Annotated in this window: 21 protein-coding genes and 1 pseudogene; 9 read left to right on the top strand and 13 right to left on the bottom strand. The window is 73.7% G+C overall.

Annotated features, from left to right (window positions below; all coding sequences use genetic code 11):
- Nucleotides 1-156 precede the first annotated feature (156 nt).
- Nucleotides 157-1,692 carry a M1 family metallopeptidase gene (locus FB465_RS01950; protein WP_246192449.1) on the top strand — a complete coding sequence of 512 codons (1,536 nt, stop codon included), beginning with the start codon at nt 157-159 and terminating at the stop codon, nt 1,690-1,692.
- Nucleotides 1,693-1,712: 20 nt separating this feature from the next.
- Here the strand turns inward: FB465_RS01950 and FB465_RS01945 are convergent, their stop codons facing one another.
- The 4 genes from FB465_RS01945 to FB465_RS01930 form a co-directional block, all read right to left on the bottom strand.
- Nucleotides 1,713-2,045, bottom strand: coding sequence for a phospholipase (locus FB465_RS01945; protein ID WP_145787015.1), 333 nt, complete (start codon nt 2,043-2,045; stop codon nt 1,713-1,715).
- 72 nt (nt 2,046-2,117) lie between these two features.
- Nucleotides 2,118-3,512, bottom strand: coding sequence for a DUF4331 domain-containing protein (locus FB465_RS01940; RefSeq protein WP_145787013.1), 1,395 nt, complete (start codon nt 3,510-3,512; stop codon nt 2,118-2,120).
- An 87-nt stretch (nt 3,513-3,599) separates the two neighbouring features.
- Nucleotides 3,600-3,902, bottom strand: coding sequence for a hypothetical protein (locus FB465_RS01935; RefSeq protein ID WP_145787011.1), 303 nt, complete (start codon nt 3,900-3,902; stop codon nt 3,600-3,602).
- 394 nt (nt 3,903-4,296) lie between these two features.
- Nucleotides 4,297-5,079, bottom strand: a complete 783-nt coding sequence (locus FB465_RS01930) for an alpha/beta hydrolase (protein WP_145787009.1) — start codon at nt 5,077-5,079, stop codon at nt 4,297-4,299.
- 253 nt (nt 5,080-5,332) lie between these two features.
- Between FB465_RS01930 and FB465_RS01925 the strand changes: the two genes are divergently transcribed.
- Nucleotides 5,333-5,698, top strand: a complete 366-nt coding sequence (locus FB465_RS01925) for a DoxX family protein (RefSeq protein WP_145787007.1) — start codon at nt 5,333-5,335, stop codon at nt 5,696-5,698.
- A 34-nt stretch (nt 5,699-5,732) separates the two neighbouring features.
- Here FB465_RS01925 and FB465_RS01920 read toward each other — a convergent pair whose 3' ends face one another.
- The 4 genes from FB465_RS01920 to FB465_RS37385 form a co-directional block, all read right to left on the bottom strand.
- Nucleotides 5,733-7,031: a TerD family protein gene (locus tag FB465_RS01920; protein ID WP_145787005.1), complete on the bottom strand. Its 1,299-nt coding sequence runs from the start codon at nt 7,029-7,031 to the stop codon at nt 5,733-5,735.
- 144 nt (nt 7,032-7,175) lie between these two features.
- Nucleotides 7,176-8,126, bottom strand: a complete 951-nt coding sequence (locus FB465_RS01915) for an aminoglycoside phosphotransferase family protein (protein WP_211785701.1) — start codon at nt 8,124-8,126, stop codon at nt 7,176-7,178.
- A gap of 42 nt (nt 8,127-8,168) precedes the next feature.
- A complete protein-coding gene (locus FB465_RS01910) occupies nt 8,169-8,648 on the bottom strand; it encodes a cupin domain-containing protein (protein WP_145787003.1) in 480 nt (159 codons plus the stop codon).
- Between the two features lie 44 nt (nt 8,649-8,692).
- Entirely contained in the window at nt 8,693-9,172 is a 480-nt protein-coding gene (locus FB465_RS37385; RefSeq protein WP_342791775.1) for an MFS transporter, read from the bottom strand.
- A gap of 9 nt (nt 9,173-9,181) precedes the next feature.
- Here FB465_RS37385 and FB465_RS01900 point away from each other — a divergent pair, with 9 nt between their 5' ends.
- Together FB465_RS01900 and FB465_RS01895 are read left to right on the top strand one after the other, a co-directional pair.
- Nucleotides 9,182-9,583, top strand: coding sequence for a MarR family winged helix-turn-helix transcriptional regulator (locus FB465_RS01900; RefSeq protein ID WP_281292376.1), 402 nt, complete (start codon nt 9,182-9,184; stop codon nt 9,581-9,583).
- A 111-nt stretch (nt 9,584-9,694) separates the two neighbouring features.
- Nucleotides 9,695-10,552, top strand: coding sequence for an S-methyl-5'-thioadenosine phosphorylase (locus tag FB465_RS01895; protein WP_145786996.1), 858 nt, complete (start codon nt 9,695-9,697; stop codon nt 10,550-10,552).
- A gap of 4 nt (nt 10,553-10,556) precedes the next feature.
- Here the strand turns inward: FB465_RS01895 and FB465_RS01890 are convergent, their stop codons facing one another.
- On the bottom strand, nt 10,557-10,949 hold the full coding sequence (locus FB465_RS01890; protein ID WP_145786994.1) for a hypothetical protein: 393 nt from the start codon (nt 10,947-10,949) through the stop codon (nt 10,557-10,559).
- Entirely contained in the window at nt 10,949-12,079 is a 1,131-nt protein-coding gene (locus FB465_RS01885; protein WP_145797082.1) for a molybdopterin-dependent oxidoreductase, read from the bottom strand. The genes FB465_RS01890 and FB465_RS01885 overlap by 1 nt, the downstream gene beginning before the upstream one ends.
- Nucleotides 12,080-12,240: 161 nt before the next feature.
- Between FB465_RS01885 and FB465_RS01880 the strand changes: the two genes are divergently transcribed.
- Both FB465_RS01880 and FB465_RS01875 read left to right on the top strand, forming a co-directional pair.
- Entirely contained in the window at nt 12,241-13,623 is a 1,383-nt protein-coding gene (locus FB465_RS01880; protein ID WP_145786992.1) for an MptA/MptB family glycosyltransferase, read from the top strand.
- A 43-nt stretch (nt 13,624-13,666) separates the two neighbouring features.
- Nucleotides 13,667-14,008 carry a hypothetical protein gene (locus FB465_RS01875; protein WP_145786990.1) on the top strand — a complete coding sequence of 114 codons (342 nt, stop codon included), beginning with the start codon at nt 13,667-13,669 and terminating at the stop codon, nt 14,006-14,008.
- A gap of 63 nt (nt 14,009-14,071) precedes the next feature.
- On the opposite strand, the gene FB465_RS01870 is transcribed toward FB465_RS01875, so the two are convergent.
- The 3 genes and pseudogenes from FB465_RS01870 to FB465_RS36510 all read right to left on the bottom strand — a co-directional run.
- Nucleotides 14,072-14,743 carry a methyltransferase domain-containing protein gene (locus FB465_RS01870; RefSeq protein ID WP_145786988.1) on the bottom strand — a complete coding sequence of 224 codons (672 nt, stop codon included), beginning with the start codon at nt 14,741-14,743 and terminating at the stop codon, nt 14,072-14,074.
- A complete protein-coding gene (locus FB465_RS36515) occupies nt 14,740-15,414 on the bottom strand; it encodes a TIGR04282 family arsenosugar biosynthesis glycosyltransferase (protein WP_246193102.1) in 675 nt (224 codons plus the stop codon). The genes FB465_RS01870 and FB465_RS36515 overlap by 4 nt, the downstream gene beginning before the upstream one ends.
- Nucleotides 15,388-16,065: pseudogene (locus FB465_RS36510) on the bottom strand (glycosyltransferase family 2 protein); the annotation flags it as partial. The gene FB465_RS36515 and the pseudogene FB465_RS36510, both read right to left, overlap by 27 nt.
- A gap of 133 nt (nt 16,066-16,198) precedes the next feature.
- Here FB465_RS36510 and FB465_RS01860 point away from each other — a divergent pair.
- From FB465_RS01860 to FB465_RS01850, 3 genes are all read left to right on the top strand, one after another.
- Nucleotides 16,199-16,891 carry a response regulator transcription factor gene (locus FB465_RS01860; protein ID WP_145797081.1) on the top strand — a complete coding sequence of 231 codons (693 nt, stop codon included), beginning with the start codon at nt 16,199-16,201 and terminating at the stop codon, nt 16,889-16,891.
- 6 nt (nt 16,892-16,897) lie between these two features.
- Nucleotides 16,898-18,058, top strand: coding sequence for a sensor histidine kinase (locus FB465_RS01855; protein ID WP_145786984.1), 1,161 nt, complete (start codon nt 16,898-16,900; stop codon nt 18,056-18,058).
- A gap of 172 nt (nt 18,059-18,230) precedes the next feature.
- Nucleotides 18,231-18,548 carry a hypothetical protein gene (locus FB465_RS01850; protein WP_145786982.1) on the top strand — a complete coding sequence of 106 codons (318 nt, stop codon included), beginning with the start codon at nt 18,231-18,233 and terminating at the stop codon, nt 18,546-18,548.
- Nucleotides 18,549-18,805: the final 257 nt, after the last annotated feature.

The raw sequence follows: 18,805 nt of genomic DNA, 5'->3' as shown, positions 1-18,805 counted from the left end.
CGGCCGCCTCAACGGTGCTGCCGGGAACGGCTGGATGACCGTCGAGCCGTATTTCGTACAGGAGTTCTGACGGCTCCGGTCCCGCTTCCGTTAGTCACCGGCAGGTCGTGGCGTACAGGGCCGACCGCGCTCTGTTCGGCTACGATCTGTCAGCTGATGCAGCCTCAGGAAACGGTGATCGCGATGGTCGGCAGCACCCGGATCGGCCCCATCGGTGCCCTCGCCCTGGCGCTGGCCTGCTGCCTGGGCGCGCTTCCCCCGGCCGGTTCGTCCCAGGCGCCGGTGCGCGGCCTGGGAGACCCGGTGTTTCCCGCGCTGGGGAACACCGGGTACGACGCGCTGCAGTACGACCTCGCCTTCGACTACCGCGCCGACACCCGGAAGGTGGAGGCCGTCACCACGATGGCCGCACAGGCCAGGCAAGACCTTGCCCGCTTCGAGCTCGACGCCCTGGGCCTCGACGTTCACCGGGTGCGGGTCGACGGACGGGTGGCCGGCTTCGCGCTGCACGACGAGAAGCTGGTCGTCACACCGGCCCGGCCCGTGGCGCCGGGAGCCACGATGACCGTCCAGGTGGAGTACACGGCGAATCCCCGGGCCGCGCTGCCTCACACCGGCTGGGTGCCCACGGCCGACGGGTTCGCGGTGGCGGGGCAGCCGAACAGCGCCCACACGGTCTTCCCGTGCAACGACCATCCCAGCGACAAGGCCCGCTTCACCGTCCGCGTCACCGCCCCGAGCGACCGTCTCGGCGTCGCCAACGGCTCCCTCGCCGACACCACGGAGCACGACGGGCGGACCACGCGCACGTACCTCTCCCGCGACCCGATGGCCACCGAACTGCTCCAGGTCTCGGTCGGCCGCTACACGGTGCGTCAGCGCCCCGGGCCCGGCGGCCTGCCCCTGCGGGACGTCGTCCCGACGGCGCGGGCCGGTGCCACCGAGCCCGCGCTGGCGCTCACGCCGGGGCAGCTCTCCTGGATCGAACAGCGCCTAGGGGCCTTCCCGCTGGAGACGTACGGGCTGATGCCCGCCGACACGGACGCCCCGGAGGCGTTCGGCTTCACCGGTCTGGAGACCCAGACCCTCACCCTCTACAAGCCCGGCTTCCTGCTGCAGCCCGAGCGGTCGATCGGCTCGCACATGATGCACGAGCTGGTCCACTCCTGGTTCGGCGACAGCGTCACGCCGAAGACCTGGGCGGACCTCTGGCTCAACGAGGGCCACGCCGACCTCTACGGCCTGATGTACCGCTACGACCGCGGCTGGCCCGACTCCCTAGGCCTCACCACGCTCGAGGCCCGGATGAAGAACACCTACGCCAAGGGCGACCAGTGGCGCCACGACTCCGGCCCGGTGGCCGCCCCCAACGCGGCGAATCTCTTCGACAGCCAGCGCTACGTCGGCGGCGCCCTGGTCCTGTACGCGCTCCGCGAGAAGGTCGGCGGCCCCACCTTCGACCGGATCGAGCAGTCCTTCCTGCAGCGCTACCGCGACAGCACCGCCGACACCCACGACTTCATCGGGACCGCCTCCGCGGTGGCGGGCCAGGATCTCGGCGGCTTCCTCACCGACTGGCTCTACGGCACGAAGACCCCGCCCATGCCCAACCACCCGGACTGGAAGGTCACGCCCGCCGCCGCCCGGGCCCGCAGCGCCGAGGGCGCACCGCAAGGTTCCGCGACCCTCTGACGGACCGGCGGGCGCCGCGGTCAGAGCCGCTCGGCGCCCATGCGCAGCTCGGCGACCTGCCCCGGCCGCACCGTCACGGTGGTCTCCACCGTGACGCGGTTGCGCCAGACGGTGTACTCGCCCGAGCGCAGCGGCGAGATCACCACGCAGTGCACCGTACGGTCGCCGAGGTGGCGGGGCCGGACGGCGGCGTGGGTACGGGCGTGGTCCCGCCCGGCGGGGCTCACCTCGATCTCCACCCCGTCCAGCTCCGGACCGGTGTGGATGACCAGGGCGCCGAGGTCGCCGCCGATCTCGAGGACGACGGTGCCCTCACGCGACGGTGCGGGCAGCGGCGGGTGGCTGTGGTGCATCAGGGCTCTCCTCCGAAGAGAGGTGCCGGGCGGCTCCGAGGGGAGCCGCCCGGCACCTCGGGTGACGTGGCGTCAGGACGGGTTGTGGTAACCGTCGTAGGGGACGCCGAGGAACGGGAAGGTGGTCAGGTACGGGTTCTGGACGTCGGCAGGGGTGAGGCCGTCGGTGATCTGCCCGGCTGCGGCGTCGGGGGTGAAGCTCGGGTCCACGAGCGGGAAGGTCAGCCCGGCGATGGCCCGCAGCTCCACGGTCACCACGTCGTCGAACACCCGGCGGCCGTTCGGGAAGCCGGCCGCGTCACCGGCCACCAGGCCCAGGATGTTGGGGGAGGACGAGGGCGGCACCGCCACGTTGAGCCGCAGCAGGTCCGCCTGGGTGTCGCCGGTGAAGTTCTGGAAGCCAGGGACGATCCCGGCCGGGATGCCGGTGAGCAGGATGGCCAGCAGGTCGGCGCGCGGCTTGCCGGACTTGTTGAGCGCGTCCAGGTTCGGGAAGACCCCCGGGTAGAGCACCGGCAGCAGGCCGGCCAGCTCCGGGTTGGCCACGTAGGCGGCGAAGTTCTTGTCGTCGGAGGGCGGCTGGGAGTTCCACAGGTCCTTCTTGCCCATCGGCACGAGGACCTCGTTGAACAGCGGGTTGCCCAGCCGCGAGACCTGGACGAACGGGCCGGAGTGCGTCCCGTGGCCGGGGTCGCCGTGACGTACCTGGGCCTGCCGTCGGCCCGCCGTGGTCCACACCCCGATGGTGGCGCGCGGGTCGGTCACATCGCTCGGGCGGCAGCCGTCCTTGGTCAGCTCGGTGATCGGGACCTGCAGGGCGAGGCTGTGCACGTTCAGCTGCTTGGTGGTGTTGACACCCGGATCGTTCTGGGTGAACACGCTCATCCCGAACTGGTTGTGCAGGGTCTGGAACGGCCGCAGGTTGCCGAGGTCGAAGATCGAGCCGAGGTCGACGTAGAAGCCCTCCGCGCGCTGCCCGGCGAAGACCTGGCGGCCGCCGTCGAGCTGGTGCACCGCGGCACTCGCCAGCGAGGGGTAGTCCGGCGTGGAGAGCGGGCCGATGTTGCACGGCGGGCAGGTCAGGTCCCGGCCCAGCACGGTCTCCCGGCCGTCCGCGGTCAGCCGGGTGAGGGTGTAGCTCTGACGCCGGTTCCAGGCGGGCGAGTCGAGCGAGGTGATCGGCGCGGTGTTGTAGAGGAAGGTGTCCGGGTTGACCACCGTGGTGGTGAAGGCGAAGCGGTAGGTGATGTCGGCGCGCCCGTCGCCGTCGTTGTCGATGTGGATCTCGTAGCGCACGTCGTCGCCGAACTCGAAGAAGTTCGGGCCGCCGGCGGCGCCCTGCAGCGGAAGGTAGTTGGCGATCAGGGTGACCGTCTCGGCCGCGTCCGGGCTGACGAACGCGTACAGGTCGGTGCTGTCCGCCACCGGGTCCTTGGAGATCTCGGGAGCTTCGCGGTGGGACGACACGGGTGCCTCACAAGGGTGGGAGAGGGCAGGTGGGTGGTGGGGCCGGCCCGGCCGAGGGTGCGGGCCGGGCCGGGGGAGTGGCGCAGGTCAGCCGAGGGCGCGGACCAGCGCGGCGGCCAACTCGGGGTTCCGGACCCGCTGGTGGGTATGCCCGGTGAAGAGGTCGAGCTCGCCGGTCCGTACGTCGCGCAGGTGCACGACCATCGGTTCGTCCAGGACGGGCGGCTGCTCCGGACGCCTGGGTGCCCGGGGCAGCGGGGCGGCCTGGGCGGAGGCGGCGCCCAGGCTCAGCAGACCGACCGCTCCGGTGGCCGCGGCTCCGCTCATGAGCCGGCGGCGGGAGAGATTCGGATCGGTGGACGGGGTGGGGGAGTTGGTGTCCGGGGACATGCTGTCTCCTTCGACTCGGTGAAAGGGATCGGCACACCGCGACCGAGCTGCGCGGCCGGTGTCCTCGGCCCTTTCGAGTGCCGCTTCACGCCGCGAGTTCCCGGTGCCGGGAATACGCGGTCGGAAGTACGGCAGAGGGTGTCGGCCGGCTTCCGGCGGGGGCGGCGGCCAATCGGAAGTGAAACGGTGTCAGATCCCGTGGTCAAGTCGGCGCGCCCGGGGCGTTTTTCGGGCGAAGGGCAGCGGCTCCCACAAGAGTGCAGCTCAGGGCACTCGTCCTGCGCTGAACGGTGGATTCGTGAATCGGGTCCGCCGCTAGGTCATGGGAGTGCGGAAAACCACCCGTGGTTGAAGCGCGTACGAATTGAGAAAGGGGTGCCGAGTCGTCCGGCGATCAGCGGCCGACGCGTTCGCTCCCGGCCTCGGGCCGCAGAGGGTGGGCGGGCCGACCGGCTCCAGGGAGCACCAGGTCGAGGCCTTCGCGGTCGGCCTCGCCGAGGGCCAGGGCGGCTGCGAGCTCGGCGGGCAGCGTACGCAGCCCGAGCAGTCCGCCGGTCAGGGAGGCGGTGGCCCGGTGCCAGTCGCCCGAGCGGCGCAGCAGCGCGTGGCCGGCGCCGTGCACCGTGTAGCCGGCGACCCGGGCGCCTGCCGTCCGGGCCTCGGCGGCGAAGAGCCGGGTGGCGGCCGGGTCGGTGATCCGGTCGCGGTCGCCGTGCAGGGTCAGCAGGGTGCGGCCCTTCAGCTGCGCGGAGGGCTCGCGCTCGGGGCACCAGGGCGCGAGCGCCACCACGCCCGTGACGCAGGGGTGGCCGGCGGCCCGCAGGGCGGCCCGGCCGCCCATCGAGTGCCCGATCAGCACGGTGGGAACGGGGCCGAGCTCCTCCGCGAGGTCGCACAGCGCGGCGGTGGTGTCCCGCGCGGCGTCCGCCCGGTCCCCGTTCCAGCCGCGGAAGCGGTAGCGCACGACGCCCACGGCCACCCGGGCGCCGGCCGTCTCGCGGGCCACGGCCCGGACGAAGCCGCGCATCCGCAGTCCGGGGAGATTGACCGGCCCGGGGCGCTTCTCGCTGTCGACCTGCCCGCCGTGCAGCAGCAGCACGGCGGCGACCGGTGCCTCGGGCCGTACCCGCCAGGCCAGCGCCCGATGGCCGGTCGCGTGTGCCCTGGTCGTGTGCATCTCCACCCTTGACCTGTCCCGTGTCGAGCCTGCTGCCCAGGCCTGTGCGCCCGTGCTTGATCGGAGCCGCGCCGCGCCCGTGCGGGACACTGCCGAGGACGGCCACTGTACGCCGCGCGGGCAGGCGCCCGGCCGCGTTCGGCCCGATCGGCCGTCGCTCGGGGGCGCTCGGGAACGGGCGAGAGCTGTACCGGGAAGCTACCGACGAGTAGGTTGCTGGCGTACCGTTGCCGCCGACCCGGACGGAGCTGTCATGCCCTCCCGCCGCGTACCTCTCTCGCTCGCCGCCCTGCTGGGGTTGGCCGGGGTGATGCACTTCCGCAAGCCCGAGCTCTTCGACCCGCTCGTCCCCGAGCAGCTGCCCGGTGACGCCCGGACCTGGACCTATCTGAGCGGCGCCGCCGAACTCGCCTGTGCGGCCGCCGTGGCCGTCCCCGCCACCCGCCGCGCGGGCGGTCTGGCGGCTGCGGCCCTGTTCACCGCAGTCTTCCCCGGCAACGTCAAGATGGCCTGGGACTGGCGCGCCCGCCGCACCCCCGAGCGCGCCATCGCGTACGGGCGGCTCCCGCTGCAGGTGCCGCTGGTGCTGTGGGCGCTCAAGGTGCGGCGCGAGGCCTGAGACGGAATCAGGGACCGGGTATGTCAGGCCCGGTTCACTTGCGGCCGTCGGACCAGGTCAGGCCCCAGCCGTAGGACTCGTCGATGAGCTGGTGGTTGGACCGGCCGGCGGTCCGCTGGTAGTAGCGGCCCTCGCGGCGGACGACCAGGCCGCCCGCGCCGTCGTTCTCCAGGAGCGCGACGACACAGCTGGTGGCCGGGAAGTCGCAGCCGTCCAGCGCGAGTTCCACCGGCGGGCCGGCTGCGGGGAAGAGCGTGGCCAGGCCGTTGAGGCCGGTCAGCGGCTGGGTGTCGAAGGCGAAGGCGAAGATCAGCAGGCGCTTGATCAGGGCGGACCGGTCGAGGTTGATCCACAGGTCCTCGCCGGTGGCGACCGAGCCGGTGCGGTCGTCGTTGGCCAGCTGGACGTAGGGGGAGTACTGCAGGCTGCCGAAGTTCTGGCCGATCGCCTGGACGATGCCCCTGCTGCCGTCCTGCAGCTCCCAGAGGCAGGCGAGATCCAGGTCGCGTCCCGGCAGCTGGGGCGCGGCCTGGGCCGCCGCCCGGAGCCGCTTGGCCAGCCAACCGCCCTGGCGCTGCTCCTGGTGTTGCGGCGGCACCGCCGGAGTCCAGTTGAGGTTCACCCGCAGCAGGCCGCCGGTCGCGCCGTGCTTGGCCAGCGAGAGCACCGGGTCCTTCGCGGTGAGCGAGACCTTGCTGAAGTTCAGCGGGGCCGGGGCGGCGGGCTTCTCGTACCCGCCCTGCTGCGGCGCCGGCAAGGGTGCAGGCGCAGGTGCAGGCGCAGGCGCCGCCGTCGCGGGTGGGGCGGGCTCCTCCTCGACCTGGATGCCGTAGTCCGTGGCGAGTCCGGCGAGCCCGGAGTCGTAGCCCTGCCCGACCGCGCGGAACTTCCAGGCGTCCCCCCGCCGGTACAGCTCCCCGAGGACGAACGCCGTCTCGCTGGTGGCGCCGGTGTCCTCGAACCGGGCGAGCTCCTGACCTGAGGACGCGTCGAGCACGCGCAGGTACAGCCCGGGCAGGCTGCCGAAGGTGCCGCCGTCGCTGGAGGCGGCGAGCACCACGGTCTCCACACCGGGGTCGAGCGAGGCCAGAGCGACCGTCAGGGAGTCCACCACGCCGCCGGGGACCTGCTGCTTCCCGGCGTGGCGGACGGCGCCGGAGGCGTCCTGCGGCTGGTTGTAGAAGACGAAGTCGGCGTCGGAGCGGACCCTCCCGCCCGAGAGCAGCAGCGCCGAGGCATCCGCGTCCGGGACCCCGGGCCCGCTGCGCCAGCCCAGCTCGATGCGCACACCGGAGGCGGCCAGCGCGACGTTCGCACCCTTCGATATCAGCATCAGCGGTCCGTTCCTGTCCGGTCGGAAGTCGGGGGCAGCCCAGGGGAGGCGGCCGCGGTCATGCGACCCAGCCTACGGCGCAGATGGACGGCGTCGGCCGTCTGACGGTCCGCGAGCTGTCGGGCCGTCAGCACGCTCCGGCGCTCAGGTCAGCCACTCCGCCAGGGCGCCGGCGACCTCGACCGAGACCCCGGGCGAGCTGCCGTGCTCGGCGCACCACAGCAGGTCGTCGACCGCGCGGGCCTGCGCCCACCGGCGGGCCCGGTCCCGGTCCAGCCCGGCGGCCTCCACCACCAGGTCCAGCCGTCGTGCCAGCGCCCGGCGGGTGTCGGTGGTGGCCGTCAACTCCGTCCACCGGTTGCGCAGGAAGGGCAGGACGTCGAACGCGGCCTCGCCGACCATCCCCTTGGGGTCGATCGCGAGCCACTCGTCCCGCTGGGCCGCGAGCACGTTGCCGTGGTGCAGATCGCCGTGCACGAGTACGGGCGCGTGGTCCCGGCCGAGTTCGCGGCAGGTCGCCACCGCGGCGTCCACCACCCGGCGGGGGCACGGGCGGCCCAGCCGCTCCCAGCCGGCCGGCAGCTCGTCGGCCCATCGCCGGGCCAGGTCCTCGAGGCGCGGCAGCCCGTCGGCAGCCGGCCCGGCCGGTACGGCGAGCCGGGCCAGTACCGAACCCAGAGTGGTGGCGGCGGTGTCCTCGTCGACGTCGTGCAGGGACCGGTCGGGCGTCAGTCGTTCCAGCAGCAGCGCGCCGACGCCCGCCTCCGGGTGCGGGTCGAGCTCGAGGTCGGCGTCGATCAGCAGGACCACGCCGCGTCCCTCCCACGCGCGCAGGGCGACTGCCTCCGGCCGGGACTCCGTATCCATCAGCCCGACCTTCAGGGCGGCGGCGCCCCCGTCCGGCAGCCGGACCGGCAGCACGACGGCCCCTACCCCGTGGCTCGCGGGCCCGTCCACCTTGAGCCGCCAGCGCCGCAGCGCTCCACCGATGTGCGCGGGCAGTGCGGTCACCCACCGGTCGGCCTCCGCGCCGAGCAGCTGGCGGATGCCGCTCAGGTACGAGGACGGCAGCGTGGGAACATGATCCACAGTCACGCCGAGCAGTATGGCAAACGCCCGGCGGAGCGCGACGGGGTGTCAGGGACAGCCCGGGTCCGGGGCGTCGACGGACAGCGGGCTGCCCTCCGGCACGAGGTACGTCACATACAGGACCACCGGCTCGGTGCCGAGGTTGCGGCCGATGTGCACGTTCTGCTTCCCGGCCGGCTCGACGAAGGCGCCTCCGGCCGAGGTGGTCTCCACGGTGCAGTCGCTCATGGTGCGGGTGATCGTGCCGGACTTCACCACGACGATCAGCTGGCCCGGGTGGTAGTGCCAGCCGGTCGAGCCGCCGGGGGCGATGGTGACCTCGCGGACCACCACGTCCGTCCGTCCGTGGCCCTTCACCGCGATCGTGCCGTCCGACGTGCCCTTGGCCAGTACCGTCGCGCTCACCCCGGTTCCGGGAGTCGCGGAGGCCGCCGCGGGGAGGACCCCGAGTGCCACCGCGACCAGGCCGGCCAACCCCACCCTGCGAGTTCTGCCGCCGCTACCTATCACCGAGGCCCCCCAACCCATGGACAGACACTGCAGGTTGGCCAGACTATCCTCCGCAGGCCCGGCTACGCGGCGTGATCGGTGACCGCCGTGCGGGGCAGGGCCAGGCAGAGCGCCGCGCAGAGGACGAAGATCCCGGTGATCCAGGGCGCGACGGCGGTGAGGGCGCTGCCCAGGCCGTCGGCGGCGTGCTGGAAGAAGAGGGTGGCGAGCGTGGCCACCCCGAGTGCTCCGCCGAACTGCTGGGCGGTGGAGAAGATTCCGGAGGCATCGCCCGCGAGGTCGGCCGGGACGGCGGAGAGCACCACGGTCGCCAGCGGTACGACCAGGAAGCCCAGGCCCGCGCCCGCGAGGAGCAGCCCCGGTGCCAGCGGCCAGGCGCCGGTGTGCGCGGCGCCGGCCTGGGAGACGGCGTACCCGACCCAGCCGAAGCCGCCTGCCATCAGCAGGGCGCCCGCGGCAAGCACCAGCCGACCGAAGCGTACGGCGAGCGTGTCGGCCACCGGCGCGGTCAGGAAGCCGCCCACCGAGAAGGCGGCGGTCACCAGACCCGCCTGCAGCGGGGTGTAGCCCTGGCCGAACTGCAGCCAGACCGCGAAGACACCGAGACGAAGACCATCGACCTGCTGATGCGGAGCGGCCCGCTCACCGCGAAGGAGCTCGCCGAGCGCTCCGGCCTCGCCCCGGCCTCTGTCACCGGGTTGGTCGACCGCCTGGAGCGCAAGGGCTTCGTCCGCCGGGTCAAGCACCCGACCGACAAGCGCCGGATCCTGGTCGAGCACCGGCCCGAGAAGCTGGCCGAGCTCTCGGCCCTCTTCGAGGACTGGGGCCGCGAAGTCCACGAACTCTACGAGGAGTTCACCACCGAGGAGCTGGAGACCGTCACCCGGTTCCTGGTCGGGAGCGCCCGCCGCCAGCGTGCGGCCGCCGCGCGTCTGACGGAGCAGAACCCGTGATCGTCATCGCCCGGCCCGCTCCGGCGGAGCCGCGCTCGCGGCCCTGATCACGGCGGGCCGCCGGGCCTCGTAAGGTGGTGGCCAGGACGCGACCCGAAAGGCAGTCACACCATGGCCGGCACCTCCGCAGACACCGCCCCCACCCCGCGCGCCGAACTCGGCGTGATCGGCGGCTCCGGTCTGTACGCCCTGCTGGACGACGTGACCGAGGTCGCCGTCGACACGCCGTACGGGCCGCCCAGCGACTCGCTCTTCCTCGGCGAGGTGGCCGGGCGCCGGGTGGCCTTCCTGCCCCGCCACGGGCGCGGGCACAGCCTGCCGCCGCACCGGATCAACTACCGCGCCAACCTCTGGGCCCTGCGGTCGCTGGGCGTGCGCCAGGTGCTCGGCCCGTGCGCGGTGGGCGGCCTGCGGGCCGAGTACGGGCCCGGCACGCTGGTCGTCCCGGACCAGTTCGTCGACCGCACCTCCGGCCGCCTGCAGACCTACTACGACGGCCTGCCGCTGCCGGACGGCAGGATCCCCGAGGTCGTGCACGTCTCCATGGCGGACCCGTACTGCCCGGACGGCCGCCGCTCCGCCCTCGCCGCCGCCCGCGACAACGCCTGGGAGCCGGTCGACGGCGGCACCCTGGTGGTCATCGAGGGCCCGCGCTTCTCCACCCGCGCGGAGTCGCGCTGGTTCACCGCCAACGGCTGGTCGGTGGTCGGCATGACGGGCCATCCGGAGGCCGTACTGGCCCGGGAACTGGGCCTCTGCTACACCTCGCTGGCCCTGGTCACCGACCTGGACGCGGGCGTCGAGACCGGCGAGGGCGTCACCCACGCCGAGGTGCTCGCCGTCTTCGCCCGCAACGTGGACCGGCTGCGCACCGTGCTGTTCAAGGCCCTGGAGGGCCTCCCGACCGCCCGGGACTGCGTCTGCTCGCACGCCCTGGACGGCCTGGAGACCGGCCTCACCGGGGTCTGACCGCTCAGCTGCGCCTGCGCCACCGCCGCGCTCCGGCCCACAGGGCCACGAGCACGGCGGTGGCCGCCAGCAGGAGCAGCCAGTTGCGCAGGTACGGCAGCGGGAGCACGGTCGCGTTCCCGTGGTCCACATCCGCCCGCAGCACCGACGGAAGGCCGACCGCCGTGATCGCCGCCGCGAGGATCAGCCCGAAGCGCACCGGCGTGCTGCGGGCGAAGGTCGCACCCGCCACGCAGACCACCGGCACCCACAGCCCGTCGTGGATCAGCAACCCGCCGACCGTCCACCAGAGCACGTCCGACGGGTCGGTGATGTAGGAGTCGTTCAGCAGCCCGTACAGGCCGTACCCCATCAGGGCGACCCCGCCGAGCCCCGTCAGCAGTCGCAGCACCCGCATCAGAGGACCTCCATCCGGACGACCCACTTGGTCTGCAGGACCCCGGGCCGGTTGGGCGCGATGATCCGCGCCGGGTAGCCGTGGTCGGCGTTCAGCACCTGGCCGTTCACCCGTAGCGCCAGCAGCGTCAGCGGATCCTGCGCGTACGTCGCGGGCATCTCCATCACCCGGTACGGCCCGTCCGCCTCCAGCGAGGTGACCCGCACCCGCGCCGAGGCCGGGGCGCCGGCACGCGCCAGCAGGTCGCGGACCCGCACGCCCGACCAGTACGCCGCGGCGCTCCAGCCCTCGACGCAGGAGATCGGCAGGTGCGCCTCGTGCTGGGGGAGGGCCAGCAGCTGGTCCATCGTCAGCTCGTACGGCTGCGGGCCGTCGACCCGCAGCCGCCAGTCGGCCGGCGCGGTGGTGGTGCCCGCCTGGGCGGCGGTCCGGTTGATCGGCAGGCCCGCCGGGCCGATGTCCGGGCGGCGCGGGGCCAACAGGTCCAGCCGCCGCAGCCACGGCACCGTCTGCCCGGCCGTGGTCAGCGTGACGACGGCGACGGAGGCCGTCACCGCGCCCAGGAACGCCCGGCGCTGGGCCAGGCCAGGTCTGACCCGCCGCCAGTGCTCTGCGATCAGCGGCCCCTTCGCAGCGATGTGCAGCAGCAGTCCGCCGGTGGCCAGCCAGCCCAGCCAGAAGTGCGTCTGCCGGAACGGGAACGGCCATGGGTACCACTGCAGGGTGTTGAGCAGCCCGGTGAACAGCTCCAGCAGCATCGAGGCCACCAGGACGGCGATGCCGAGCCGCTCCAGCGCGTGCAGCACACTGCGGGCCGGCGGCCACTCGAAGAGCCTCGGGTACACCGTCCACAGCTTGGCGCCCAGCAGCGGGATCGCGGCGATACCGGCGATCACGTGCAGGCCCTGGGTGACCCGGTAGCCGTCCACCGGGCGGCTCGGCAGATGGTCGCGCAGCCAGGTGGGCGGCTCCTGCAGGGCATGGCTGAGCAGACCGGTGAGGAAGCAGGTCAGCAGCGCCGCGCCCAGCCAGCGGCCGATCACCACGGTGGTGCGCGGCTCGTGCAGGGCGGAGGTGAAGCTGCCTTCGCGCAGCGGGCCCCGGCGGAGCGTGTCCGGCGGGGACGGCAACGCGATGTCGTACGGCTTGCGGCGGGGATCGGGGGTTTTTTCGTCCACCCCTCCATCAGACCGCCCGGAGCCCGCCTGGAGGTGTTTCGACCTGCTTACGGAAGTCGAACGGCGGCACGCTGGTCCTGCCCGTGGCCGTCCGGCGGTGGCAGGGTGAGGGGGTGCTCACCCGTACCGTCCTCCCGTGCGCCCTCGTCGTGGCAGCGCTCGCCGCCTCCCTCGCCCGCACCGTCACCGGCGGCGGGACGCTCGGCAACCCGGCTCCGCTGTACGGCTGGTACCTCACCGACGCCGCGCTCTTCGCGCTCGCCGTGCTGCTGCTGCGCCGCGTCCCCGCCCGCTACGTCCCGGCGCTGGTCCTGGCCGGCAGTGTCGCGGTGGCGGCCGCCGCGCTGCTCGCGCCGCCGCGCACGAGTGACGACGCCTACCGCTACGTGTGGGACGGCCGGGTGCAGGCCGCCGGCATCTCCCCGTACGCCTACGCGCCCGACGACCCGGCCCTCGCCGGACTCCGGGGCCCGGGCCTGCCCGGGGACTGTACGGGCTGGGACGAGCACCGGACGGCCGCCGGCTTCTGCACCCACATCAACCGGCCCGGCGTCCACACCATCTACCCGCCCGTCGCGGAGGCGTGGTTCCTCGGCCTGCACCTGGCCGGGGGCGGGGTGCGGGCCGCCCAGGTCGGCGGGGCGCTGCTGGCGGTCGCGACCACGGGAGTGCTGCTGATCCGCCGTCAGGACCGCTGGACCGCCGCGCTGTGGGGCTGGTGCCCCGGCGTCGCGGTGTGGGCCGTCAACGACGCGCACGTGGACGTCCTCGGCGCCTTGCTGCTGGTCTGCTCGCTGGGGCTCGCCGCGCGTGGCCGCGCCGTGGCGGGCGGCGTCCTGGCCGGCGCCGCCATCGCCACCAAGCTGATCCCCGCTCTCGCCCTGCCCGGTGCGATGTCCGGCATGCTCGCCCGGCGGCCACGCCCTCGCGACCTGCTGCTGCCCGCCGTGGCACTCGGCAGCGTGGCACTCGCGTACCTCCCGCACGTCCTGGCCTCCGGCGCAGGGGTGGTCGGCTACCTGCCGGGCTACCTGCGGGAGGAGGGCTACGAGCCGGGTCACATCGACCGTTTCGGGCTGCTGCGCCTGGTCCTGCCCGAGCGATGGGCACCGTACGGGGCGGCCGTGGTGCTGCTTGCCGTGGTGCTGTACGTGCTGCGGCGCGGCGATCCGCACCGTCCGTGGGCCGGCGCACTGCTGGTGACGGGGACGGCGCTGCTGCTGGTGGCGCCGAACTACCCCTGGTACGGCCTCCTGGTGGTCGCCCTGGTGGGTCTCGACGGACGCTGGGAGTGGCTGGCCGTCCCGGCCGCAGGCCAGGCCCTGTACCTGGTGGGCGGCGACACGCAGCAGCCCGCGTACGGCGCCGCCCTGGGGGTGGTGCTGGCGGGGGTGGCGGTCCGCCATCTGATGCGGCGTCGGGCCGGGCGGCGGCCGGGCGCTGCGCCACACGAGGCTCCCAAGAAGAACCGTTTCACCCCACCTGCCCGACTCTAGGGTGATCCCGACCTGCTGGTTTATGGACAAGGACCACCCGCTCATGCGTCTCCGCAACACCGTCGCCGCCGCTGTCGCCGCCTTCGCACTCGTACTGTCCGCACCCGGACCTGCCCTCGCGGCCGACGGCGAGTTCACGTACACCTACCTGGACGAGGACGGCACTGCGCGGGTCGGCCTGCTGATCGACCCGGAGAGCCGGGAGTGCGTCAACCTGCCGGAGGCTGACTCCGACGAACTGCCGTCCGCCTACGCGCCGAAGAACAGGACCGGTGCGACGGCCACGGTCTTCACGGCCATCGACTGCGACGGCGACTACTACAGCCTGCGCCCGGGCGGTGGGGCCTCGGACCGCCTGAAGCTGCGCTCGGTGGTCTTCTCCTGAACCTCTCGCCGTACGGCCCGGAGGCCCGGCCCGCTCAGCGGTTGCCGGACTCCGGGCCGACGGCTACCCGACCGGGCCGATGCCGTCATGACGCAGCGCCAGGAACCTCCGCCCGTGCGAGCTCCAGCGCTCGACCTCGGTCAGACCGGCCTTCGCCGCCCGCGCGGCTGTCGCGTCCGCTCCCAGCCGCGCCCAGGCGAACGGCGGCCCGCAGCGTCCGTCCGCTCCCTCCACCCGGACGGTGAGGCGTTCGTCGATCTCCTCCGCCTCGACCTCGACGAACAACAGCCCTTCGGGGGCGAGGAGTTCGGCGACGCGCCGGAGCAGGGCGTCCGGATCCCCGCCGATCCCCAGATTCCCGTCCGCGAGCAGGGCCGCGCCCCACCGGCCCTCGCCGGGCAGCCGGTCGAAGACCGACCGGCAGAGCGCGGGCCCGCCCAGGCCGTGCGTACGGGCGACCGCGGCGCGGGTCACGTCCACGCCCAGCGCCGGCACGCCGAGGGCGAGCAGCTCCGCGACCAGCCTGCCCGGGCCGCAGCCCAGGTCCAGCACGGGAGAGTCCGACCGGAGGCAGCGCCGCAGCAGACCGTGGTCCGCGCCCGCCGCCGGGGCGCACCACCGCTCGACGTCAAGCTGTACGCGTCCGCCGTCCGCCCGGCTCAACCAGAGCGGTCCACGGCCGGTCCGCATCGCCTCCGCGAACGGGTCGTCGACCCATGGCAGCGTGAGAGTCAACCCGTCACCTCGGAAGAGGAGTTGACGGAGCGCCAGTAGGCGCCGAACCGTCCGCCCGGCGCCACCGCGGCGACCTCGGCCGCATCCCGGGCGGTGTCGACGTCGGCGAGGGAGGGAAGCTGACGTACCGTCATATCAGCGAGCCGCTCCAGCAGTACGGCACCCGTCCGCCCGGTCGACATCGGCACGCCCACCAGCAGCCGCCGGGCGAGCTGCGCCGTCGGCCGGGCCAGGCCGAGTGCCCAGAACCCGCCGTCCGCCGCCGGGCCGTACCAGGCGTCGACCCCGGCGCGGTGTGCAGCGGACAGCGGCTCCGCCAGCATCCGCCCGGTCAGCTGCGGCGTGTCCATCCCGACCAGCAGCGCCGGTGCACCGGGTGTCGCGTGCCCGAAGGCGGCCGCGAGCCGTTCGTCCAGGCCGCCGCCCGCCTGCGGCACCACCTCCCAGCCCGCGGGCAGCCAGCGGCCGGGAGCGCCGTCCAGCACCAGCACCCGGCGCCCGGCGGGCACCCCGGACAGGGTCTGCAGGGTGTCCGCCAGCGCGGCCTCCGCGAGCGCGGCGGCCTGCTCGGGCGTGTACGGCGGGGTCAGCCGGGTCTTCACCCGGCCGGGGACGGGTTCCTTGGCGATCACCAGCAGGGTCGGCGGCGCCGCCGCGAGGACGGCCCGCATGTCGCGCACCGCCTGCCGCGTCCCGCGCAGCGTCCCGGTCACCTTGGACCGCCCCGCGCGCGGACGGTAGTCGACGGGCCGCTCCTCGATCCGCATCCCGGCGGCCGAGGCGGTGAGCACCATCTCCAGCGGATAGCCGGACCGGCGGTCGCCCAGCCCGAGCGCCAGCAGCCGCTCCCGGCGGGCCGCCCGCATCGGCCCGAGATCGTGCAGCGCGGCCCCGGTACGGCTGCGCAGCCGCCGGGCGAGTTCGGCGTTGGCCAGCCGGGCGTGCACCGGCCACGCGCCCAACGCCGTCGGGCGCCGTCGGCCGAGCACCAGGTCGGCCGTGCCGTCCTGGACGGGGCCGGCCACCCGGGGGAGCTGGGCGGGGTCGAGCGAACCGTCGCAGTCCAGGAAGCACACCACCTCGGCGCTCGCCGCCAGCATTCCGGCATGGCAGGCCGCACCGAAGCCCCGGCGCGGCTCGGTGACGACGGTTGCGCCGAGTGAGCGGGCCAGCTCGGCGGAGCCGTCGGTGGATCCGTTGTCCACGACGATCGCGCGCCAGCCCGCCGGGATCCGGCCGAGGACCCAGGGCAGCGCCGCCGCCTCGTCCAGGCAGGGAAGCACCACGTCAACAGAGGGGGGAGGAGTGGTCACCCCGCTCACGCTACCCAGCGCTCGGCGGTCGAAGGCGGCATCGGCACCTTACGGAAATCGTACGGAGCAGCCCGCGAGTGCCGGCCGGGCGCGAGACCTTACCTATCCTCGAACCGTGACAGAGAACCCCACCACCGGCCGCATCCTGGTGGTCGACGACGACCCGACCGTGGCCGAGGTCGTCGCCGGCTACCTGCTCCGCGCGGGCTACCAGGTCGACCGGGCCGCCGACGGCCACCAGGCGCTCGCCCGCGCCGAGGCCGCCAGGCCGGACCTGGTCGTGCTGGACCTGATGCTCCCCGGGCTGGACGGCCTGGAGGTCTGCCGCCGCCTGCGCGCCACCGCGCACGGCGCCGCGCTGCCCGTGGTGATGCTCACCGCCAAGGGCGACGAGGCCGACCGCATCCTGGGGCTGGAGCTCGGCGCGGACGACTACGTCACCAAGCCGTTCAGCCCGCGCGAGCTCGTGCTGCGGGTCCGGTCCGTACTGCGCCGGGCAGCCGGCGCGGCCGCGGCCCCGCCGTCCCCCGGGCTGCTCACGGCGGGCGACCTGGTGCTCGACCCGCAGGCCCGCCGGGCCCACCGTGCGGGGCGCGAACTCGCCCTGACCCTCCGCGAGTTCGACCTGCTCGCCTTCCTGCTGCAGCACCCCGGAACGGTCTTCGGACGCGAGGAGCTGATGCAGCGGGTCTGGGGCTGGGACTTCGGTGACCTGTCCACCGTCACCGTCCACGTCCGCCGCCTTCGCGAGAAGATCGAGGACGACCCGGCCGCACCCGCCCTGATCAGCACGGTCTGGGGCGTCGGCTACCGCTTCGACCCGGTCAGGGGCTGATCCGCCGTGAAGGGCCTTCTTCTCATCGCCGCTTTCGCCGCGCTCGGCGCGGGCGCCGCCGGACTGCTCGGCTGGCCGGTCATCCGGCTGCTGCGCCGCCGGTCGGTGGCTCTCTCGCTGTTCTGCGTCGCGGTGGTCACCGTGCTGGCCATGACCTCGGGCACGCTGGCCGTCGCCCAGGCCATGTTCCTGTCCAACCACGACCTCGGCGTGGTGATAACGGTGCTCTGCATGGCGGCGGTCGTCTCGCTGGTCACCGCGGCCCTGCTGGGGCGGCAGGTGGTCGCGGGCAGCCGGGCGCTGGCGGTGGCCGCCCGAACGGTCGGCAGCGACGCGGGGTTCGCCGCCCCCGCCCAGCCGCTCGGCTCGGAGCTGGCCGCACTGAGCGCCGAGCTGGCGGCCACCAGCGCCCGGCTCGCCGAGTCGCGGCAGCGCGAGCAGACACTGGAGCACTCCAGGCGCGAGCTGATCGCATGGATCTCGCACGACCTGCGCACCCCGCTGGCCGGGCTGCGCGCGATGGCGGAAGCCCTCGAGGACGGGGTCGCCGACGACCCCGACCGCTACCTGCGGGGCATCCGCACCGAGGTGGACCGGCTCACCGGCATGGTCGACGACCTCTTCGAGCTCTCCCGCATCCAGGCCGGCGCGCTGACCCTGTCACCGGCCCGGGTCTCGGTCTACGACCTGGTCGGCGACGCCATCGCCGGGGCCTACCCGCTCGCCCGGCAGCGCGGGGTGCGGCTGGAGGGCGCCGAGGTGGCGCCCGAACCGGTGGAGGTGGACGGCCGCGAGATCACCCGGGTGCTCGGGAACCTCCTGGTCAACGCGATCCGCTGCACCCCGGCGGACGGAGTGGTCGCGGTCGCCGCCCGGCGCGAGTCCGACGAGGTGGTGCTCTCTGTGACCGACGGCTGTGGTGGCATCCCCGAGCAGGACCTGCCCCGGGTCTTCGAGACCGGCTGGCGCGGCGTGACCGCCCGTACCCCGCGCGCCGCCGACCACGCGGCCCGTCAGGACCACCACGGTGACAGCGGCGCCGGCCTGGGCCTGGCCATCGTCCGCGGCATCGTCGAGGCCCACTCCGGCCGGGCGAGCGTACGCAACGTCAGCGGCGGCTGCTGCTTCGAGATCGCCCTCCCGACGGCCGCCGCCGGGCGTGCCTGACGGCGGCCGTCCGCCCTGCTCGAGACTCTGGTGGACGTGCGCGAGATCGAACGCGCGCGGCCGCCGCCGATCGGACTAACCGCCGGTCGCCGCCCGTGGAAATCGGGCGATGATGGCAACCGGTCGCCATTGCGCGGCACCGGCGGTAATCGGGACGCAAAGGAAGAGATCGATGGGTCAGGTTTATCTTCAGCGATTCGCGTATCGGGACGGCGTCATCAAGTCCGAACTCGACCAAGCGTGGGCCGAAGGCTTCAAGGCCTTCGCCCAGGCGGGTAATTGGGGCGGAGTGGACCGAGGCGTGACGCACCGCCAGACGTACGGCACGGGATGGGGAGGCTACGTGCTGATCGAGGTGGAGGATCCCGACGCCTTTGGACGCTATCAGGCCTACCACAACCAGAAATACGGCCACGTGGCTCAGATCACGTGGGAGCCCGTGTTCGACATGGATCGGGCGTTCGAGGAGACCATCCGGAACTCGAAGTGAGAGGCGCGGTGAAGGCCGCAGCCGACAAGGATGACGACAGATGGCGCGGAGAGAGCTTCTCCAGCAACACGGCCACTGTCATCCCTCCGGCCTGATACCTCCCAGCGGGAAAGCGTGCCGGCATCATGAGGTAGCGGACGTGGCGGTAGGTCGTGGACGGCTGGGCGTGGTCGAGCCGTCCACGACCTACCGCTACGTGTCCCCGTATCCGGTGACCACCCGGCCGACGCCCTCGGCCGAAACGGCTGGCCCGACAC

It is taken from the genome of Kitasatospora atroaurantiaca (assembly GCF_007828955.1).
In the GTDB taxonomy this organism is placed as follows: domain Bacteria; phylum Actinomycetota; class Actinomycetes; order Streptomycetales; family Streptomycetaceae; genus Kitasatospora; species Kitasatospora atroaurantiaca.
The sequence above is the reverse complement of the archived record's forward strand: the minus strand, read 5'-3'. Positions and strand labels throughout refer to the sequence as shown.